The 17369-nt window shown below is 67.9% G+C and carries 12 protein-coding genes; 3 read left to right on the top strand and 9 right to left on the bottom strand.

Annotated elements, in window-relative coordinates; translation table 11 throughout:
• Positions 1 to 138 precede the first annotated feature (138 nt).
• From U6958_RS26465 to U6958_RS26490, 6 genes are all read right to left on the bottom strand, one after another.
• On the bottom strand, positions 139 to 1296 hold the full coding sequence (locus U6958_RS26465) for a BMP family ABC transporter substrate-binding protein (protein WP_016449762.1): 1158 nt from the start codon (positions 1294 to 1296) through the stop codon (positions 139 to 141).
• A 250-nt stretch (positions 1297 to 1546) separates the two neighbouring features.
• Positions 1547 to 2719 carry a BMP family ABC transporter substrate-binding protein gene (locus U6958_RS26470; RefSeq protein ID WP_016449763.1) on the bottom strand — a complete coding sequence of 391 codons (1173 nt, stop codon included), beginning with the start codon at positions 2717 to 2719 and terminating at the stop codon, positions 1547 to 1549.
• 48 nt (positions 2720 to 2767) lie between these two features.
• Positions 2768 to 3688 carry an ABC transporter permease gene (locus U6958_RS26475; RefSeq protein WP_016449764.1) on the bottom strand — a complete coding sequence of 307 codons (921 nt, stop codon included), beginning with the start codon at positions 3686 to 3688 and terminating at the stop codon, positions 2768 to 2770.
• On the bottom strand, positions 3688 to 4794 hold the full coding sequence (locus tag U6958_RS26480; protein WP_043790732.1) for an ABC transporter permease: 1107 nt from the start codon (positions 4792 to 4794) through the stop codon (positions 3688 to 3690). Before U6958_RS26480 ends, U6958_RS26475 begins: the two co-directional genes overlap by 1 nt.
• The gene (locus U6958_RS26485; RefSeq protein WP_046986659.1) at positions 4781 to 6370 is read right to left on the bottom strand and encodes an ABC transporter ATP-binding protein; all 1590 of its coding nucleotides are present in this window, start codon (positions 6368 to 6370) and stop codon (positions 4781 to 4783) included. Before U6958_RS26485 ends, U6958_RS26480 begins: the two co-directional genes overlap by 14 nt.
• A 120-nt stretch (positions 6371 to 6490) precedes the next feature.
• Positions 6491 to 7423, bottom strand: coding sequence for a LysR family transcriptional regulator (locus U6958_RS26490; protein WP_016449767.1), 933 nt, complete (start codon positions 7421 to 7423; stop codon positions 6491 to 6493).
• 276 nt (positions 7424 to 7699) lie between these two features.
• Here U6958_RS26490 and U6958_RS26495 point away from each other — a divergent pair, with 276 nt between their 5' ends.
• Both U6958_RS26495 and U6958_RS26500 read left to right on the top strand, forming a co-directional pair.
• Positions 7700 to 10024 (top strand): DUF6351 family protein, encoded by a 2325-nt coding sequence (locus tag U6958_RS26495; protein ID WP_074921617.1) that lies wholly within the window; start codon positions 7700 to 7702, stop codon positions 10022 to 10024.
• A 114-nt stretch (positions 10025 to 10138) separates the two neighbouring features.
• A complete protein-coding gene (locus U6958_RS26500) occupies positions 10139 to 10831 on the top strand; it encodes a Crp/Fnr family transcriptional regulator (protein WP_017404028.1) in 693 nt (230 codons plus the stop codon).
• Between the two features lie 16 nt (positions 10832 to 10847).
• On the opposite strand, the gene U6958_RS26505 is transcribed toward U6958_RS26500, so the two are convergent.
• Both U6958_RS26505 and U6958_RS26510 read right to left on the bottom strand, forming a co-directional pair.
• Entirely contained in the window at positions 10848 to 13109 is a 2262-nt protein-coding gene (locus U6958_RS26505; RefSeq protein ID WP_074921618.1) for a diguanylate cyclase domain-containing protein, read from the bottom strand.
• Positions 13110 to 13229: 120 nt separating this feature from the next.
• Positions 13230 to 13865: a Crp/Fnr family transcriptional regulator gene (locus U6958_RS26510; RefSeq protein WP_016449769.1), complete on the bottom strand. Its 636-nt coding sequence runs from the start codon at positions 13863 to 13865 to the stop codon at positions 13230 to 13232.
• Positions 13866 to 14005: 140 nt separating this feature from the next.
• On the opposite strand from U6958_RS26510, the gene U6958_RS26515 reads away from it, so the two are divergent.
• The gene (locus U6958_RS26515; RefSeq protein WP_074921619.1) at positions 14006 to 15889 is read left to right on the top strand and encodes a phosphodiesterase; all 1884 of its coding nucleotides are present in this window, start codon (positions 14006 to 14008) and stop codon (positions 15887 to 15889) included.
• Between the two features lie 70 nt (positions 15890 to 15959).
• On the opposite strand, the gene U6958_RS26520 is transcribed toward U6958_RS26515, so the two are convergent.
• On the bottom strand, positions 15960 to 17288 hold the full coding sequence (locus U6958_RS26520) for a urate hydroxylase PuuD (RefSeq protein ID WP_016449771.1): 1329 nt from the start codon (positions 17286 to 17288) through the stop codon (positions 15960 to 15962).
• Positions 17289 to 17369 lie beyond the last annotated feature (81 nt).

Raw genomic sequence — 17369 nt, forward strand, 5'->3', positions numbered from 1 at the left:
GCGAGCATAAACCCGCTCGATGCGCAGCACAGGGACGGTAGAGGTACACCTGTGCTGCGCATGAACGCCAAGGCCGCCCGAAGGCGGCCCTGGCGGCAACAGGCAACCCGGCCTGCGCCGGGTGGCCTGGCGTCTGTCTTACTTGCTGTCCTGGCCCGGCACCTTGCCTTCCACGCCCTTGACGTAGAAGTTGATGCCCGTGAGGAACTTGTCTTCGGCCACGGCGTCGGCGGCCAGCAGTTCCTTGCCGTCCTGGCCTGTGATCGGACCCTTCCAGATGTGGAAGGTGCCGTCCTTCAGACCCTTCTTGACCTCTTCGATCCTGGCCTTGGCCTCGGCGGGCACGTCGTCGGCCAGCGAGACGATGTCGATCGCGCCTTCCTTCACGCCCCACCAGGTCTGCTGGCTGCTCCACTTGCCGTCCAGCATCTCGCGCACGGTCTTGGTGTAGTAGGGAGTCCAGTTGATGATGGCCGAGCCCAGGTGGGCCTTGGGGCCGTAGGCCGTCATGTCGGAGTCCCAGCCGAAGGCGCGCTTGCCCTTTTCCTCGGCCGTCTTGAGCACGGCGGCGGAGTCGGTGTTCTGGAACAGGATGTCGGCGCCGCCGTTGATCAGCGAAGTCGCAGCCTCGGTTTCCTTCGGGGGGGCGAACCACTCGTTGACCCAGACCACCTTGGTCTTGATCTTGGGGTTCATGGACTGCGCGCCCAGCGTGAAGCTGTTGATGTTGCGCAGCACTTCGGGAATCGGTACGGAGCCGACCACGCCCAGCACGTTGGACTTGGTCATGGAGCCCGCGATGATGCCGGCCAGATAAGCGCCTTCGTAGGTGCGGCTGTCGTAGGTGCTGACGTTGGCGGCGGTCTTGTAGCCGGTGGCGTGCTCGAACTTCACATCGGGGAAGTCGGGAGCGATCTTCTGGATGGGCTCCATGTAGCCGAAGGTGGTGCCGAAGACCAGCTTGTTGCCGTTGGCGGCCATGTCGCGCAGCACGCGCTCGGCGTCGGCGCCCTCGGGCACGCTCTCGACGTAGGAGGTCTTGATCTTGTCGCCGAATTCCTTCTCCAGCGCCAGGCGGCCCTGGTCGTGGGCAAAGGTGTAGCCGCCGTCACCGACGGGGCCCACGTAGGCGAAGGCGATCTTCAAAGGCTCGGTTGCAGCGGCAGCAGGGGCCTCGGCAACGGGAGCGGGCGCAGGCGCGGCCTCCTCCTTCTTGCCACAGCCGGCCAGCGCGGCGGCGGCCACGGCCGACAGCGCTGCCACCTTGATCAGGGAGCGTTTGTGAAGATCAGTCATCGAAGTTTCCTCAAGTGGTCCTGCGGCAGGCAGGAAGAAGGCGGTGTCCGCAGGGGCGCAGACCCGCCGCGATGGGTCCCGAGAATAAAGCAAGAATGGCGCCAGCCGGCTGCGCCAGAGCCACCAGGCATGCGGGAAAACCACATTTTGGGGGCTTTGCACAATCGTGGTGCATAGGGCGGACCCGTCTGGCGGATCGCGGCAGAAAAAAGGGCCCCGAAGGGCCCTTGTTGCATGGACTGCCGCCGGATCACTTGGCGCCCGGCACCTTGCCTTCGACGCCGTTGACGAAGAAGTTGATGCTGGTCATGAAGCCCAGGTCGCCGACCTGGCCTGCCGTCAGCACTTCCTTGCCCGCGTTGTCCTTGATGGGGCCGGTCCAGACGGCGAAGCTGCCGTCCTTCAAGCCGTCGCGTGCCTTGGCGACCTTGTCCTTGATGTCCTGGGGCACGTCGTCGGCGATCTTCACGAGGTCGATGGCGCCTTCCTTCACGCCCCACCAGAACGAGCCGCCCTGCCACTTGCCGTCCAGCGTGTCCTGGGTGACCTTGCTGTAGTAAGGCGTCCAGTCGATCACGGCCGAGCCCAGGTGGGCCTTGGGCGCGAAGGCGCTCATGTCGCCGTCCTTGCCGAAGGCGCGCGCGCCGCGTTCCTCGGCCGTCTTGAGCACGGCCGGGGAGTTGGTGTTCTGGTAGAGCACGTCCACGCCGCCGTTGATCAGCGAGGTGGCGGCCTCGGACTCCTTGGGCGGGGCGAACCACTCGTTCACCCAGACCACCTTGGCCTTGATCGAGGGATCGACGCTTTGCGCACCCAGCACGAAGCTGTTGATGTTGCGCACCACTTCAGGGATAGGCACCGAGGCCACGACGCCGATGGTCTTGGTCTTGGTCATGCCGCCGGCCACGATGCCAGCCAGGTAGGCGCCCTCGAAGGTCTTGGTGTCGTAGGTGGCCACGTTGTCGGCATTCTTGTAGCCGGTGGCGTGCTCGAACTTCACGTCCTTGAGGTCGGCCGCCACCTTCTGCACGAACTCCTGGTAGCCGAAGCTGGTCGCGAAGATCAGCTTGTTGCCCTGGCCGGCCATGTCGCGCATCACGCGCTCGGCATCGGCGCTCTCGGGCACGCTTTCGACAAAGGAGGTTTCCACCTTGTCGCCGAACTTCTCCTGGATGGCCTTGCGGCCCAGCTCATGCTGGAAGGTCCAGCCGCCGTCGCCGATGGGGCTGACGTACATGAAGCCGATCTTGAGCTTCTCGGCCGGCGCCTGCGCTGCGGGCGCGGCAGCGGGAGCAGGCGCTGCGGCCTCTTCCTTCTTGCCGCAGGCGGTCAGGGCCGCCACCGAGATGGCCGACAGGCCGATCATCTTCACAAGCGTGCTTTTGAGGCCAGGTTTCAGGGTGCGTTCGCGCAAAGCGGGCATGCGTTTGTCCTTTTGTGGTTCTGGAGGGAGAGAGAAACAATGAAAGCGTCAGGAGCCCGGGTAGAAGGGCTTGCCCAGCGAGGCCGGCATGTTGGCGCGGATCCAGGTCGGATTGCGCGAGATCAGCACCAGCACGACGATGGTCGCCAGGTACGGCAGCATGGACAGCAGTTGGCTGGCCACCTGCACGCCCGTGGCCTGCAAATGGAACTGCAGCATGGTCACGCCGCCGAACAGGTAGGCGCCCAGCAGCACGCGCGCAGGGCGCCAGGTGGCGAAGGTGGTCAGCGCCAGCGCGATCCAGCCCCGGCCCGACACCATGCCTTCCACCCACAGCGGCGTGTAGACGGTGGAGATGTAGGCACCGGCCAGACCGCACATGGCGCCGCCGAAGACCACGGCCGCCAGGCGGATGCGGCGCACCGGATAGCCCAGCGCATGGGCCGACTGGGGCGACTCGCCCACGGCGCGCAGCACCAGGCCGGCCCGGGTGCGGTAGAGGAACCAGACCAGGGCCGCCGCAATGGCCACCGCGCCATAGACCAGCGGATGCAGGCGGAACAGCGCCGTGCCCACCACGGGCAGGTCGGACAGCCAGGGCACGGCGAACTTGGGCAGCTCGGGCAGGCGTGCCTGCACATAGCCCAGGCCCAGGAAGGCCGAGAAGCCCGTGCCGAACAGCGACAGGGCCAGCCCCGTCGCGTACTGGTTGGTGTTCAGCCAGATCACCAGCACGCCGAAGATGGCGGCCAGCAGCGCGCCCGCACCCATGCCGGCCAGAAAGCCCACGGTGGTGCTGCCCGTGTGGACCACGGCGGCAAAGCCCGCGATGGCGGCGCACAGCATCATGCCCTCGGCACCCAGGTTGACGATGCCGGCCTTTTCATTGATCAGCAGGCCCAGCGCGGCCAGCGCCAGCACGGTGCCGGCGCTGAGCGTGGAGCCCAGCAGCAGTGCATAGGATTCCATCAGCGGGCCTCCTTGACGGCAGGCGCCGCTGCGGGCGGGACCACGGGCGTGCGGGACACCCAGCGCACGCGGTAGGCCACCAGCGTGTCGCAGGCCAGCAGCGTGAACAGCAGCAGGCCCTGGAACACGCCGGTCAGCGCCTTGGGCAGGCCCAGGCGCGACTGGGCGAGTTCGCCCCCGATATAGAACATGCTCATGAGAATCGCGGAAAAGATCATGCCCACGGGATGCAGGCGGCCGACGAAGGCCACGATGATGGCGGCGAAGCCGTAGCCGGCCGGGACATAGGGCGTGAGCTGGCCCAGCGGGCCGGCCACTTCCAGCGCACCGGCCAGGCCGGCGGCGGCGCCCGAGATCAGCAGCGCCGTCCACAGCGCACGGCGCGAGGAAAAGCCCGCGTAGCGTGCGGCGGCCGGAGCCAGCCCACCGACCTGCAGCGCAAAGCCGGCGCGGGTGCGGAACAGGAAGATCCACAGCATGGCCGCCGCGGCCAGCGCCAGCAGCAGGCCGATATTGGTGCGCATGCCCTGCATCAGCTTGGGGATCTGCGTGACGCGCTCGAAGGTCTTGGTCTGCGGGAAGTTGTAGCCCATGGGGTCCTTCCACGGCCCGTAGACCAGAAAGCCCAGCACCAGGGTGGCCACGTAGACCAGCATCAGGCTGACCAGGATTTCATTGGCATTGAAGCGGTCGCGCAGCAGGGCCACGATGCCGGCCCAGACCATGCCGCCCAGCATGCCGGCCACCAGGATGGCGGGCACGATCCAGGGCCCCGTGGTCTTGTCCGCCAGCAGCGCCACGCCGCCTGCGGCCACGGCGCCGATCACGAACTGGCCTTCGGCACCGATGTTCCACACATTGGAGCGAAAGCACACGGCCAGGCCCAGCGCGATCAGCAGCAGCGGCGTGGCCTTGACGGCCAGCTCGCCCAGCGCATAGGTGGACTTGACGGGGTCCCAGAAGAAGGCCTGCAGGCCGCGCACCGGGTCCTTGCCCAGCACCACGAACAGGCACACGCCGATCAGCACCGTGATGGCCAGCGCCAGCACGGGCGAACCGTAGGTCCACAGCTTCGAGGCCTGGGGGCGTTGCTCAAGCTTGAACATGGGCACCTCCCTTGGTGGCACTCGGGGCGGCGTTCGGGGCGGCAGCACCGTCCCACAGGCCGCTCATCCACTCGCCGATCTGCTGCACGGTGGCATCGGCCCGCGCCACGGAGGGCGACAGCCGGCCCTTGGCCACCACATGCAGGCGGTCACATATCTCGAACAATTCGTCCAACTCCTCGCTGAGCACCAGCACGGCGCAGCCCTCGTCGCGCAATTGCAGGATGGCGCCGCGTATCTGCGCGGCCGCCCCCACGTCCACCCCCCAGGTGGGCTGGGAGATGATGAGCAGCGCGGGCCTGGCATCGATCTCGCGGCCCACGATGAATTTCTGCAGGTTGCCGCCCGACAGCGACTGCGCCGCCGCGTTGGGGCCGCCGGCCTTGACGTTGAAGCGCGCAATGATGGCGCGCGCCTGCTCCTGCAGCTGGCCCATGCGAATCCAGCCGCCTTTGCCCAGCGCGGTCTTGCGCGTGAGCAGCAGGTTGTGCGCCAGGCCCATGCTGGGCACGGCGCCGCGGCCAAGACGCTCCTCCGGCACGAAGTGCAGGCCCAGCGCACGGCGCCGGCCGGGGCCCAGGCGCCCCGCCTCCCGGCCGGCAATCTGCACCATGTCGGGCGCCGCGCGCGTGTCCTCGCCGGACAGCGCATACAGCAATTCCTTCTGGCCGTTGCCCGAGACACCGGCGATGCCCACGACTTCGCCCGCGCGCACATCGAGGTGTATGCCCTGCAGGTCCACGCCGAAGGGCTCCGAGCGCGGCAGCGCCAGGCCCTGCACGCGCAGCACGCTGGCGCCGACCTGGGATTCGCGGTGCGTGAGCTCGGGCGGCTCCGAGCCGATCATCAGCCGCGACAGCGAGGCATTGCTCTCCACGGCCGGATTGCACACGCCCGTCACCTGCCCGCCGCGCAGCACGGTACAGGCCGTGCACAGCGAGCGGATCTCGTGCAGCTTGTGGCTGATGTAGAGGATGGAGCAGCCCTCGGACGCCAGGCGGCGCAGCACGACGAAGAGCTTTTCCACCGCCTGCGGCGTGAGCACCGAGGTGGGCTCGTCAAGAATGAGCACGCGCGGGTGTGTGAGCAGGGCGCGGATGATTTCCACGCGCTGCATCTCGCCCACGCTCAGCGTGTGCACGGGGCGGTGGGGATCGACCTCCAGCCCGTAGTCATGCGCCGTGGACTCGATGCGCTGCACCACCTCGGCCAGCGGCAGGCTCTTGTCCAGGCCCAGCCAGACGTTCTCGGCCACGGACAGCGTGTCGAACAGGCTGAAATGCTGGAACACCATGGCGATGCCCAGCTGGCGCGCCTCCTGCGGGTTGCGGATGTGGACCGGCTTGCCATCGACCTCGATGCGGCCCTCGTCGGGCTTGACGGCGCCGTAGATGATCTTCATCAGCGTGGACTTGCCGGCGCCGTTCTCGCCCAGGATGGCATGCACTTCGCCGGCGCCCACGGTCAGCGAGATGCCGTTGTTGGCCACCACCGCCGGATAGCGCTTGGTGATGCCTGTCAGCTGAAGCCGCGGCGGCGCTGCTGCTGGCAGGGGGACTGTATCGGGGGGATTCATGGCTGGGATTGTCTTTCAATTTCTGCAACAAACTGGAACACAAGTCCTTGAAACCGCCTCGGCGGCCCTCATATCGGCCATCACTTTGTTCACCCAAAAGGCGGTTCCTGTCGCCGTCGCCTAGCGGGCACGGGACATCAGCGCCACCTGCCGCACAGCGTCGCGCAGCCAGCGCGTGGACGCGCCCATGTGCGTGCGGGCATGCCACAGCTGGTAGTACACCAGCGGTGCAAACTCCACCGGGCAAGGCAGGATCACCAGGGGCAGGCGCTGGCTGAAGCGCTCGCAGAACAGCCGCCCCGTGGTCAGCACCAGCAAGCTGGTGGCCACGATGTCGGGAATCAGGCTGAAATGCGCGCAGCGCGCCGCCACCTGGCGCTGCAGGCCCATGCGGGAGAGCTGGTCGTCGATCACGCCGCGCGCGCCCGGGTAGGTGGGCGTGGGCGCGATGTGCTCGGCCTCCAGCCACTGGGCCACGTCCCAGCCGCGGCGCACGGCCGGGTGCTGGGGGCTGACCAGGCAGACCACCTCGTCCTCGAACAGGCTGGCCATGTGCAGGCCCTGCGGCGGCTCGGGCCAATTGCCGATCACCACGTCCACATCGCCCTGGGCCAGTTGCACCTCGTAGTGCGCGTCGCCGTTGAGGGCCAGGATGTCCACGGGGCAGCCGGGCGCCTCGGTCTTGAGGTGGGCCACCAGGCGCGGCAGGAACAGCGGGTCCAGGTAGTCGCTGGCGGCGATGCGGAAGGTGCGCGTGGAGGTGCGGGGATCGAAATGCCGTGCATCGCTGAACAGGCCTTCGGCCGCGCGCAGGATGTCGGCCGCCGGCTGCACCATGCGCAGCCCGGCCTCGGTGGGCTGCATGTGCGCGCCCGAGCGCACCAGCAGCGAATCGCCGGCCAGGTCGCGCAGGCGCTTGAGCGCGGCGGACACCGCCGGCTGGTGCATGCCCAGGCGCAATGCGGCACGCGAGACGCTGCGCTCGGTCAGCACCGTGTGCAGCACCCGTATCAGGTGCAGATCAATCTTGTCGAACAGGGCCTGGTCGCGCATGTAGCGAAGCAATCAGCGAAAAAAAGAGCGGTCGCGCCGGGGACGCGCCGCAGGTCATGGGGAGCCCGCAGCGTAACCCAGCCATGACCCCCGCCAGCTAGATACAAGCACCAAGAATGCCCTGGGCAGGGGCGGTTAAACACTTGTGCACGCAGCACATGCAATATGCGAGCCAGTCGCCGGCAAACCATTGTCCAAACCTATACAGACTTGCAGACTGTTAGCGTGATTCAATGAAATCGCTTCAAAAGGAAGTGGATTGCAGGAGACAAGACGATGAAACAGCCAACCCCTTTTTCGGGCATGGTGGCCGCAGCCACGCTCGCCAGTGTGCTGACCGCCTGCGGCGGCAGCGGTGATTCAGGCCTGGGTGTCATCGAGATACGCAGCCTGTCCAACCGGGCCGACATGATCAGCGACGGCAATGCCTATATTGAAATTGTGCTGCCCAAGGGCAGCCCGCCCGGTGCGCTGAAGGTGGCGCTCAATGGCACGGATGTCACCGCCCGGTTCGCCCAGCGCGCCAATGGCCGGATTCTGGGCCGGGTCGAGGGATTGAGGGTGGGCGCCAACATCCTCACCGCCACGGCGGCCGGCAGCGCGAGGGCACGGCTGGACATCACCAACCATGGCCGGGGCGATCCCATCTTCGCCGGGCCGCAGACCGCGCCGTGGATCTGCGCCACGCGCAATGGCGCGCAAGCCACCGTTTCCGTGCCCGGCACGGCACTTTCGGCGACCGTGACCACGCGCGTCAGCGGTCTCGATACCGATCCGGTGGATGTCCAGTGCAATACCAGGACCCAGTACACCTACTACTACATGCCCAAGGCCAGGCAAGGCAGAGCCTGCACGATGGGTCCGGCAGGCGCCACGCCCTGTCATGTGGCCTACGACCCATCGCAGCGCCCGGCCGACAGCGAGATCGCCGACTTCACCAACGACCGCGGAGATACGGTCAAGCACCTGCTGCGCCTGGAAACTGGCGTCATGGGCCGCGGCACCTACCAGATCCTGGCCTACCATGACCCCGCGCTTGCCTGGACGCCCTGGGAGCCGCAAAAGGGATGGAACGGCAAGGTGCTGTGGCGATTCGGCGCAGCCGCTTCCGGCAATCGCTTCCAGGAGCCGGCGGTCAACCTCCTCGACCAGTTCAGCGGCAGCCTGCCGTTCGACCCCAACGCGCTCGCGGCAGGCCACATGGTCGTGAAAGCCATGCTGACCAACCACCTGCACAACAACAACGAGTTGCTGGCCGCCGAGAACATGATGCGCATCAAGGAGCACCTGTTCGAGAACTACGGCGAAGTGCGCTACACCATGGGCGACGGCGACTCGGGTGGCTCCATGATGCAGACAGTGATCGCCTCCGCCATGCCGGGTCTGCTGCAGGGCATACAGACGGGGCTGAGCTATCCCGATGCGGTGTCCACCTGGATGGAAACACGCGACTGCGGCCTGCTGTCCAACTACTACAGGACGGCCGCAGGACAGGCACTGAGCGACACCGCGAAGGCCGCCATCAATGGCCATCCGGCCAGCTACTGCGACAAATGGGTAGGGAGCTTCATCGCCCCCCAGAACCCCCGGCTGCCCGACAACTGCGGCGTGGGCTTTCCCGCCTCCATCGTCTACGACCCGCGCACACGCGGCCAGGGCGTGCGCTGCTCGATCCACGACATGCTGGTCCCGGTGTTCGGGACGTTCAAGGACACCGACGGCCACACCAAGCCGCAGCTGCCGTATGACAACACGGGCCTGCAGTACGGACTCAAGGCACTGCAGTCGGGCGCCATCGACGCGGAGGCTTTCGTGCAGCTCAACGAAGGCATCGGCAGCTACACCAACGACATGGACTGGACCGGCGGCACTGCGTCCAGGCCGGCAGCCCGCGAGCGGGCCGTGGCCAGCCTGCTGCCCAGGCTCTACAGCAGTGGCCTCACCAGCAACGGCAGGAACCTGTCCCAGGTGGCCATCATCGACCTGCGGCCCGAGGGCGGCAGCGACATCCACATGACCTGGCGCAGCCTGCAGCAACGCGCACGGCTGGATGCCGCCAACGGCCACCATGACAACCACGTGATCCGCGCCAGCAAGGGCATGGTCCCGCTGCTGATCGCCCCTGCCATGCGACGCGAGGCCTTTGTCATGATGGACCGCTGGCTGACCGCCGTGGAGCGCGACACCACCGGCGCGGCGCTGGCACAGAAAGTGGTGCGCAACAGGCCTTCGGATGTCAGGGATGGATGCATCGCCGCAACGGGAGCCGCCCCTTCGGATCTCGACAAAGTCCTGGCCCTGGACGACCCAGCCTGTCCCCTCAAGCCGACCCTGTCGCCACGCCAGTTGGCCGGAGGTCCGCTCGCGGAGGACATCTACCAGTGCCAGCTCAAGCCCCTTTCGTTCACCAGCCCGGAGTACGCCGGCATCACCTTCAGCCCGGCCCAGCAAAAGCGCCTTGCCGCAGTGTTTGCGGCAGGAGTGTGCGACTGGAGCCAGGCCGGAACGGGCCAGAGCCAGGAGGCGGCCTTCCTGACCGATTTCAGTGCCGGCCCGGCGGGCACCAAGGCCGGGCCTGCGCCGGTCTCGCGCAACGATTGAGCTGCACCCTGCGCGAAGTCCCGCAGGGGTCCGGGGGCCGGTGATCAGGGTTTGCAGCGTGCCAATCCATGCAATGAAGCAGCAGACTTTCATTGAAGATTTGCATCAAGCACCATGCAGCCGCCCACGATCAACGCCGTCCTCAAGTCCGCGCCCTTTGCGCCCCACCTGAGCAGGGCCCACCTGCTCAGGTTGCGGCGGGAGGTGCTGTTGCGGCACATACCGGCCGGCGCCCCGCTTTGCCACAAGACGCACCGGGCCGGCCACTGGGCCGGCATCGTCCAGGGAGCGGTCAAGATCCATGCGCTGTCGCCTACCGGGCGCAGCACCACGCTGGCCACCTTTACCCCGGGTTGCTGGTTCGGCGAGGGCACACTGCTCAAGCACGAATGCTGGCCGTTCGACGCGACGGCGATCGAGGATACGCTGGTGGCACTGATGCCGGCCAGCACCTTTCACTGGCTGCTGGAGCGCAGCCTCGGCTTCAACCGCTTCCTGCTGGACCAGCTCAATGCGCGCCTGGGCCAGTTCATCGGCCGCTGCGAGCATGCGCGGCTGCACCATTCCAGCCGCCATGTGGCGCACTGCATCTCGGAGCTGACCGATTCGAGGCTGTATCCGGACACCGGCAACCGGCACCTGGGCATGTCGCAGGAGGAGTTGGCCAGCCTGGCCGGCGTGTCGCGCCAGATCGTCAATCGCACCCTGGGAGAGCTGGAGGACATCGGAGCGGTCCGCGTCTCCTATGGGGCATTGACCCTGATCGATCCCGAGGGACTGCGGCGCTTCAGCGAATCCTTCGAATGAGGCGCGGCCCCGGCGCTCATGCGGCCTCCAGCACCTCGACGCGGTTGCGGCCCTTGCGCTTGGCCGCATAGCAGGCCATGTCGGCCGAGCGCAGCGCGCTGCTGACCGTGTGCTGGCGGGCATCGAGCACCACCATGCCGACACTGGCGCCCATCAGGTAGCGCTGGCCCTCGTGCGCGCCTTCCCAGTCCTGCACGGCCATGCACAGGCTCTGCGCCAGCAGCATGCCCTGCTCGGCCGGGACGCCGGCCAGCAGCACGGCGAACTCGTCGCCGCCCAGGCGCGCCACCCAGCCCAAGGGCCGCACCACGCTGTCGATCAGCCGGGCCATGTGGCACAGCACCTCGTCGCCGGCCGCATGGCCTCCCTGCTGGTTGACGTGGGCGAAGTGGTCCAGGTCCAGGAACAGGATCACGCCATGGTGCGGCATGGGAGAAATGGCGACTTCGACCGCGGCCGTGGCCACGGCAGCAACCTCGGCGTCGGCTTGCGAGGAGGAGACCTCTTCCTGCAGCGCCTCGGCGGGCAGGCGCTGGGCGGCGCTGCATTCCTGCAGCCATTCATGCAGGCGCATGGCAAAGGCCTCGCGGTTGGGCAGCAGGGTCAGCGGATCGTGCATGGCCTTCCAGCCCGGCTGCTCGCGCACCAGGCGCTGCATGGTCACGTCCTCGACCACCCAGACCAGGGTGGGATCGGCCGGCACCACGGCGCGTGGCTCCAGGCCGCGCTGCAGGCGCTGCAGGCTCTGGCCGTGCAGGCGCACCCAGATGGGGCGGCCGTCCTTGCGGACAAAGCACTGCTCGCTGTCGAACTGGCCGTACATGTCCAGGTCCTTGCGCACACGCTCCAGCAACTGTGCGTGCGCAGCGTCGGAGGCGCACAGCTGGCGTATCGCCTGCCCCTGCAGTTCGCGCGGCGGATATCCCAGCATGCGCGCGGCCTGCAGGCCCACCAGCTCCAGATGCGCCGCATGCGTGACCACCAGGCCCACGGGCGCGTAGTCCATCAGCGTTTGCAGCTGCAGTTGCAGCCGGCCGACCTCGTGGGCCTGGTCCTGGCCCATCTGGCCCAGGCGGTGCAGGGCCTGCCACAGCGTGGAAGCCTCTCCCCAGGCATGGGTCCAGGGCATGCGCCAGCCGCCTTCCTCTGCATGGCCTGGCGCCGGCTCCGGCGCGGGATCGGGCTCTTCGGCCATCAGCCGCCCCTGGCTCGCCAGCCATTGGCGTGCACTGCGATGCAAGGCGGCCATGGGTTCGGTGACCAGGATCAGCAGCAGCACCAGCAGCGCGGTGACCCCCGCGACGGCTGCCAGCAGCCACCAGAGCACGCGCGGCGCCAGGCTGGGCGCAATGGCTTCCTCGGGGGTGATCCTGACCACCAGCCACTGCGGCAGCGGCATGCCGGCCGTCGTCACCAGGTAGCCGGCGCGGCGCTGGGTATCGGGGCCCACCTGCAGGCCGCCGGCGGAAGGGTCCTGCAACCAGTCCGCGCCCAGGCCGGGCTCGGCCTCGGCGCGCGCCGTCCAGCGCGAAGGATCGGAGTGGGCCAGGATCTGCCCGTCGCGCTGCATGACCAGCAGCCGCCCTGCGGAGCGCGAAGGGTCGATGCCGGGCGGCAGCAGCGCCTGGCCGGACATGCGCACGCCCGCCGAAAGCACGCCGCTGACCGTGCCGTTGCCGGTGCGCAGCGGCACGGCGTACAGCAACTCCATCATTGCGGGATCGGCCCCCTTGCGGACCATGGTGGAGACCACGGGCTTGCCATCGGCCAGGCTGCGCCGCATCACGTCGCGCACGCCTTCGTCCAGATCGACCAGGGGTTCGGAGCGGCCGCCGCGCAGGCTCAATTGCAGTTGCCCACGCGCATCGGCCAGCTGCAATGTGTCGAACAGCCGCACGGATGCGTCTCCGCGCAGCATCTCGCCCATCAGGCGGCTGGGGTCGCCGCCCTGGTCGGCCATGCCCTGGGCCAGCACCCACAGCAGGCGCTGCTGCTGCTCCAGCCGCGAGGCCAGCATGCGCGCCACGGTATCGACCTCGTCGGCCTGCCGGGCCATGGCGCGCTCCAGCGTCTGCTGGCGCATGCTGTGCGATACCCACCAGGCACTGCCCAGGCCCACCACAAGCACGGCCGCGGCGGCCAGCGCCAGCACCGTGCAGCGCATGGCGCCCCAGCCTGTGGACGCGCGCGGCCACGAGGGCGAGTCCGGCACCTGCGGAGCATCCTGGGATGCCAGCAGCGCCTGGAAAAAGGGGGATCGACGGGCGTCCAGTGACATGACGCCCTCAATATATGCAGACCCGAAAGCCGTCCCACTGGGTGGAACCCGCGAACCAGTGGATACCCCGCCCCGCAAGTCCCGGCGCTTGCAGGCCGGCACCCGTCAGCGGCGTGGGAATCAGCCTACCGCCAGCACCTCGAGCGCCGCAGGCTTGGGCAGATCGATGACATTGCCCCGGCCCGCGATGAGTCCATGTTCACGCAACTGGCGCAGCACGCGCGAGAAGGTCTCGGGCGCAATGCCGAGCTGGGCGGCAATCAGCCGCTTGCGCAGGTGCAGCGTCACGCGCAGGCCGCCCGCCTCGTGCGGCATGGCATGGCGCAGCAGCCACTGTGCGCAGCGTGCCTCGGCATCCTTGGACAGGCGGCTCACGGCCAGCTCGGTCTGGGCGCAGTAGGCCTGGGCCATGTCCTGCAGCAGTTGCTGGGCGGGAGAAGGCAGTTGCGAGACGGCCTGCAGGAAGTCGGCCTGGGGCAACTGCTGCACGCGGACATCGCTGTCGGCCAGCATGTCCAGGCTGCTGCCGCGCCGCTGCAGCACAAAGGCCGCATCCAGCCAGGCCGGCCCCTCCACCACACCCAGCTGGTGGCGCATCTGCCCACCCTGGCCTATGCCCAGGAGCACGCGACCGCGTTCCAGATACATCACCGTATCCGGCGACTGCCGACGCAGCCTGAGCCAGGTACCCGCGGCCAACACCTGGGCGGAACCCGGCGCGAAGGCGAAAGCTTGCAAGGAAGACAGGGCGAACATGCACGCAACTTTGCCGGCTTTGCAGCCGCCGCGTTTTGAGCCACGTCAATCGGCCGCCAGCACGCACGCCGACAGGCGGCATACTTGTCACAAGTATGTCACCAATGAAACGTAATGTATCCAACTGAAAAGTTGAGCCCATGATCGATCCCCAGATGCTCGCCAGCCTGCCCGCTGCGGCGGCCGTGCTGTCGGCCGCAGTGCGGTCCGGTGCAGGCCCCGTGGCACAGCTCATGCGCGCGGGCGGCCTGTACTGTGTCTTCCAGCCGCTGGCCGACTTGCGCAGCGGCAGCATCTATGCGCATGAGGCGCTGATCCGCGGCCCCCGGGGCATGCCGTTGCACACGCCCGACGCCTTGCTCAAGGGCGCTGCGGCCGAGGGCATTCTTCGGGAATTCGAGCTGCTGGCGGTCTGCGTGGCGCTGCAGGACTGGGGCCGCCAGGGCGCGCCGGGCCGGCTGTTCGTCAACCTCAGCGCCCAGGCGCTGGTGCAGGCCGTGGGTGTCTGCGGCCCCGGCATGGTCGGGGACACGGTGCGCGGCTTCGGCGTGCAGGCGCGGTCCCTGGTGGTGGAGATCACCGAGCACGACCATGTGACCGACATGCCCGCCGTCTGCGCCGCCGTCAAGGCCGTGCACGCCACGGGCGCGCGCCTGGCGCTCGACGACTTTGGCGACGGCCGCTCCAGCCTGCGCCTGTGGTCCGAGGCCAAGCCGGACTTCGTCAAGATCGACAAGTACTTCATCCACCAGATCGAGCAGCGCCCGGCCACGCTGCAGCTGCTGCAGGCCATCAAGGGCATTGCCGAGGTCTTCGGAACCACGCTGATCGCCGAAGGCATAGAGACCGAGGACGAGCTGCGCACCCTGCGCGACCTGGGCATTGCGTACGGCCAGGGATGGCTGCTGGGCCGGCCCGCCGAAGCCGCCCAGCCGCAGATCAGCCCGCAGGCGCTGAGCGTGGCGCAGGACCCGCGCGTGGCCGTGCTGCCCCACCAGGGCCACAGCGCCCGCCCGGGCGTGCTGCGCAACCTGATGGTGATGCAGGCGCCCTGCGTGGCACCGGCGCCCAGCAACGACGAGGTGGCCGAGCTGTTCCAGGCCGGGCAGCAGCTGCACGCCATTGCCGTCGTGGAGGCCGGCCGGCCGCTGGCCCTCATCAACCGCCAGCAGTTCATGAACCACTACGCCACGCTGTACTTCCGTGAAGTCCACGGACGCAAGCCCTGCCTGGCCTTTGCCAACGTGCAGCCGCGCATCGTGGAGCTGGACTGCGATGTGGACCAGCTCGTCGGCATCCTGACCTCGCAGGACCAGCGCTACCTGAGCGACGGCTTCATCGTCACCGACAACGGCCGCTATGTGGGCCTGGGCACGGGCGAGCAGCTGGTGCGCCGCGTGACCGAGGCCCGCATCGAGGCCGCGCGCCACGCCAACCCGCTGACCTTCCTGCCCGGCAACATCCCCATCAGCCTGCACATGCAGCGCCTGCTGGACAGCGGCGCCGGCTTCGTGGCCTGCTATGCCGACCTCAACCACTTCAAGCCCTTCAACGACCACTACGGCTACTGGCGCGGCGACCAGATGATCCGCCTGGTGGCGCGGCTGGCCGTGGCGCACTGCGATGCGCGGCGCGACTTCGTGGGCCACGTGGGCGGGGACGACTTCATGCTGCTGCTGCAAAGCGAGGACTGGCAGCGGCGCTGCGAGGACATCGTCGGCGCCTTCGCAGGCGAGGCGCGCCAGCTGTTCGACGACCAGGCGCGCGAGGCCGGCGGCATCTGGGCCGAGGACCGCCACGGCATCCGGCGATTCTTTGCCTGTACCACGCTGTCCATCGGCGTGGTGCGCGTCGCGCCGGGCAGCGTGCTGGCACCCGAGGACATCGCCAACCTCGCGGCCCTGGCCAAGCAGCAGGCCAAGGCGCAAAGCCTGCCGGGGCGCGGCGCCATCGCGCTGCACACGCCGCACGATGAAGCGCGGCATCCGGCCCTGCACGGTACCGCAGCGGCCTGGCCTGCCTGAAACAAGAAGCCCGCAGGCTCTTGCGAGACTGCGGGCGGGTGGTTGGCAGCGCACGGGCGCGGCAGGATGATCAGTTCACCGATGCACCCGATTCGTACCAGCGCTTGACCATGCCGCGCTCGTCATCGCTCAGGGCACCCGGATTGCCAAAGGGCATCTTGCGCAGCTGCACCACCTGCTGGTAGATCTGCTGGGCATGGGCCTTGACCTGCTCGGGCGAGTCCAGGCGCACATTCTTTTGCTGCAGGGCGGCACCGTGGCAGACCACGCAATGCTGCTGCAAGAAGGGCGCGAGCTGGGCATAGCCGACGGCGCCGTCGGCAGGAGCGGCGGCAGCCGGTGACGCAGGGGCTGCAGGCGCAGCCGGCGCTGCCGTGTCACCACCGGGAGCCGCTGCTGCGGGCTCGGTCGTTGCGGCAGGCGACTGCACGGCGGCGGGAGCCGGCGCAGGCGCTGCGGCAGGCGCCGGCGCGGGCTTGAGCCAGACGGCCGTGCCGATCAGCACCAGCACGCCAACCAGAGCGTAGGGCCAGGGATGGGCATTGCGGCCCAGCTTGAAGCCGTGGCGCATCACGAAGAACTGGCGGATGGCGGCGCCTGCGAACATCATCAGGATCAGCACCAGCCAGTTCAGCTCATGGCTGTACAGCCAGCCGTAGTGGTTGGACAGCATGGCAAACAGCACCGGCAGCGTGAAGTACGTGTTGTGCACGCTGCGCTGCTTGCCGCGCTTGCCGTGGATGGGGTCCACGGGCTGGCCTTCCTTCAGGGCCTTCACCACCGTGCGCTGGCCGGGGATGATCCAGAAGAACACGTTGGCGCTCATCGAGGTCGCCAGCATGGCGCCCATCAGCAGGAAGGCGGCCTGGCCCGGGAAGATGTGGCAGGCCAGGAAGGCCGCGATGCACACCAGCACCAGCACCATGGCGCCCACCGTGGCGTCGCCGTTCTTCTTCTGGCCGAAGACGCGGCAGATGCCGTCGTACAGCAGCCAGAACACGACCAGGAAGGCCAGGGCCGAGGCAATGGCCGCAGCCGAGCCCATGGCGTTGGGATCGGCCGGATTGACGAGGTAGATCTTGGCGTTCCACAGGTACGACACCGTCAGCAGCGCAAAGCCGCTGAGCCAGGTGGTGTAGCTTTCCCAGTAGAACCAGTGCAGGTGGTCCGGCAGCTTGGGCGGGGAGACATTGAACTTGACGGGGTGGTAGAACCCACCGCCGTGCACGGCCCAGAGTTCGCCGCTGACGCCCTGCTTCTTGAGATCGTCATCGACGGGCGGCGTCAGGCTGCTGTCGAGGAAGACGAAATAGAAGGAGGAACCGACCCAGGCGATGGCCGTAATGACGTGGAGCCACCGCAACAGCAGGTTGGCCCAGTCGAGAATGTAGCTTTCCATAGCTCTCAACCTTGGCAGCGTGGGGGCCGCCGGTGTTCAACCTGCTCACCACTGCGGGCGCTCTGAGCAGAAGAAAAAGGC

It is taken from the genome of Delftia lacustris (assembly GCF_040267515.1).
Lineage (GTDB): Bacteria > Pseudomonadota > Gammaproteobacteria > Burkholderiales > Burkholderiaceae_C > Comamonas > Comamonas tsuruhatensis.

Excerpts from the sequence above, each read along its gene's own strand:
- U6958_RS26500 (WP_017404028.1), top strand. The coding sequence starts at position 10,139 with ATGCAGCCGCCCACGATCAACGCCGTCCTCAAGTCCGCGCCCTTTGCG.
- U6958_RS26475 (WP_016449764.1), bottom strand. The coding sequence starts at position 3,688 with ATGGAATCCTATGCACTGCTGCTGGGCTCCACGCTCAGCGCCGGCACC.
- U6958_RS26465 (WP_016449762.1), bottom strand. The coding sequence starts at position 1,296 with ATGACTGATCTTCACAAACGCTCCCTGATCAAGGTGGCAGCGCTGTCG.
- U6958_RS26510 (WP_016449769.1), bottom strand. The coding sequence starts at position 13,865 with ATGTTCGCCCTGTCTTCCTTGCAAGCTTTCGCCTTCGCGCCGGGTTCC.
- U6958_RS26485 (WP_046986659.1), bottom strand. The coding sequence starts at position 6,370 with ATGAATCCCCCCGATACAGTCCCCCTGCCAGCAGCAGCGCCGCCGCGG.
- U6958_RS26490 (WP_016449767.1), bottom strand. The coding sequence starts at position 7,423 with ATGCGCGACCAGGCCCTGTTCGACAAGATTGATCTGCACCTGATACGG.
- U6958_RS26505 (WP_074921618.1), bottom strand. The coding sequence starts at position 13,109 with ATGTCACTGGACGCCCGTCGATCCCCCTTTTTCCAGGCGCTGCTGGCA.
- U6958_RS26480 (WP_043790732.1), bottom strand. The coding sequence starts at position 4,794 with ATGTTCAAGCTTGAGCAACGCCCCCAGGCCTCGAAGCTGTGGACCTAC.
- U6958_RS26470 (WP_016449763.1), bottom strand. The coding sequence starts at position 2,719 with ATGCCCGCTTTGCGCGAACGCACCCTGAAACCTGGCCTCAAAAGCACG.
- U6958_RS26520 (WP_016449771.1), bottom strand. The coding sequence starts at position 17,288 with ATGGAAAGCTACATTCTCGACTGGGCCAACCTGCTGTTGCGGTGGCTC.
- U6958_RS26495 (WP_074921617.1), top strand. The coding sequence starts at position 7,700 with ATGAAACAGCCAACCCCTTTTTCGGGCATGGTGGCCGCAGCCACGCTC.
- U6958_RS26515 (WP_074921619.1), top strand. The coding sequence starts at position 14,006 with ATGATCGATCCCCAGATGCTCGCCAGCCTGCCCGCTGCGGCGGCCGTG.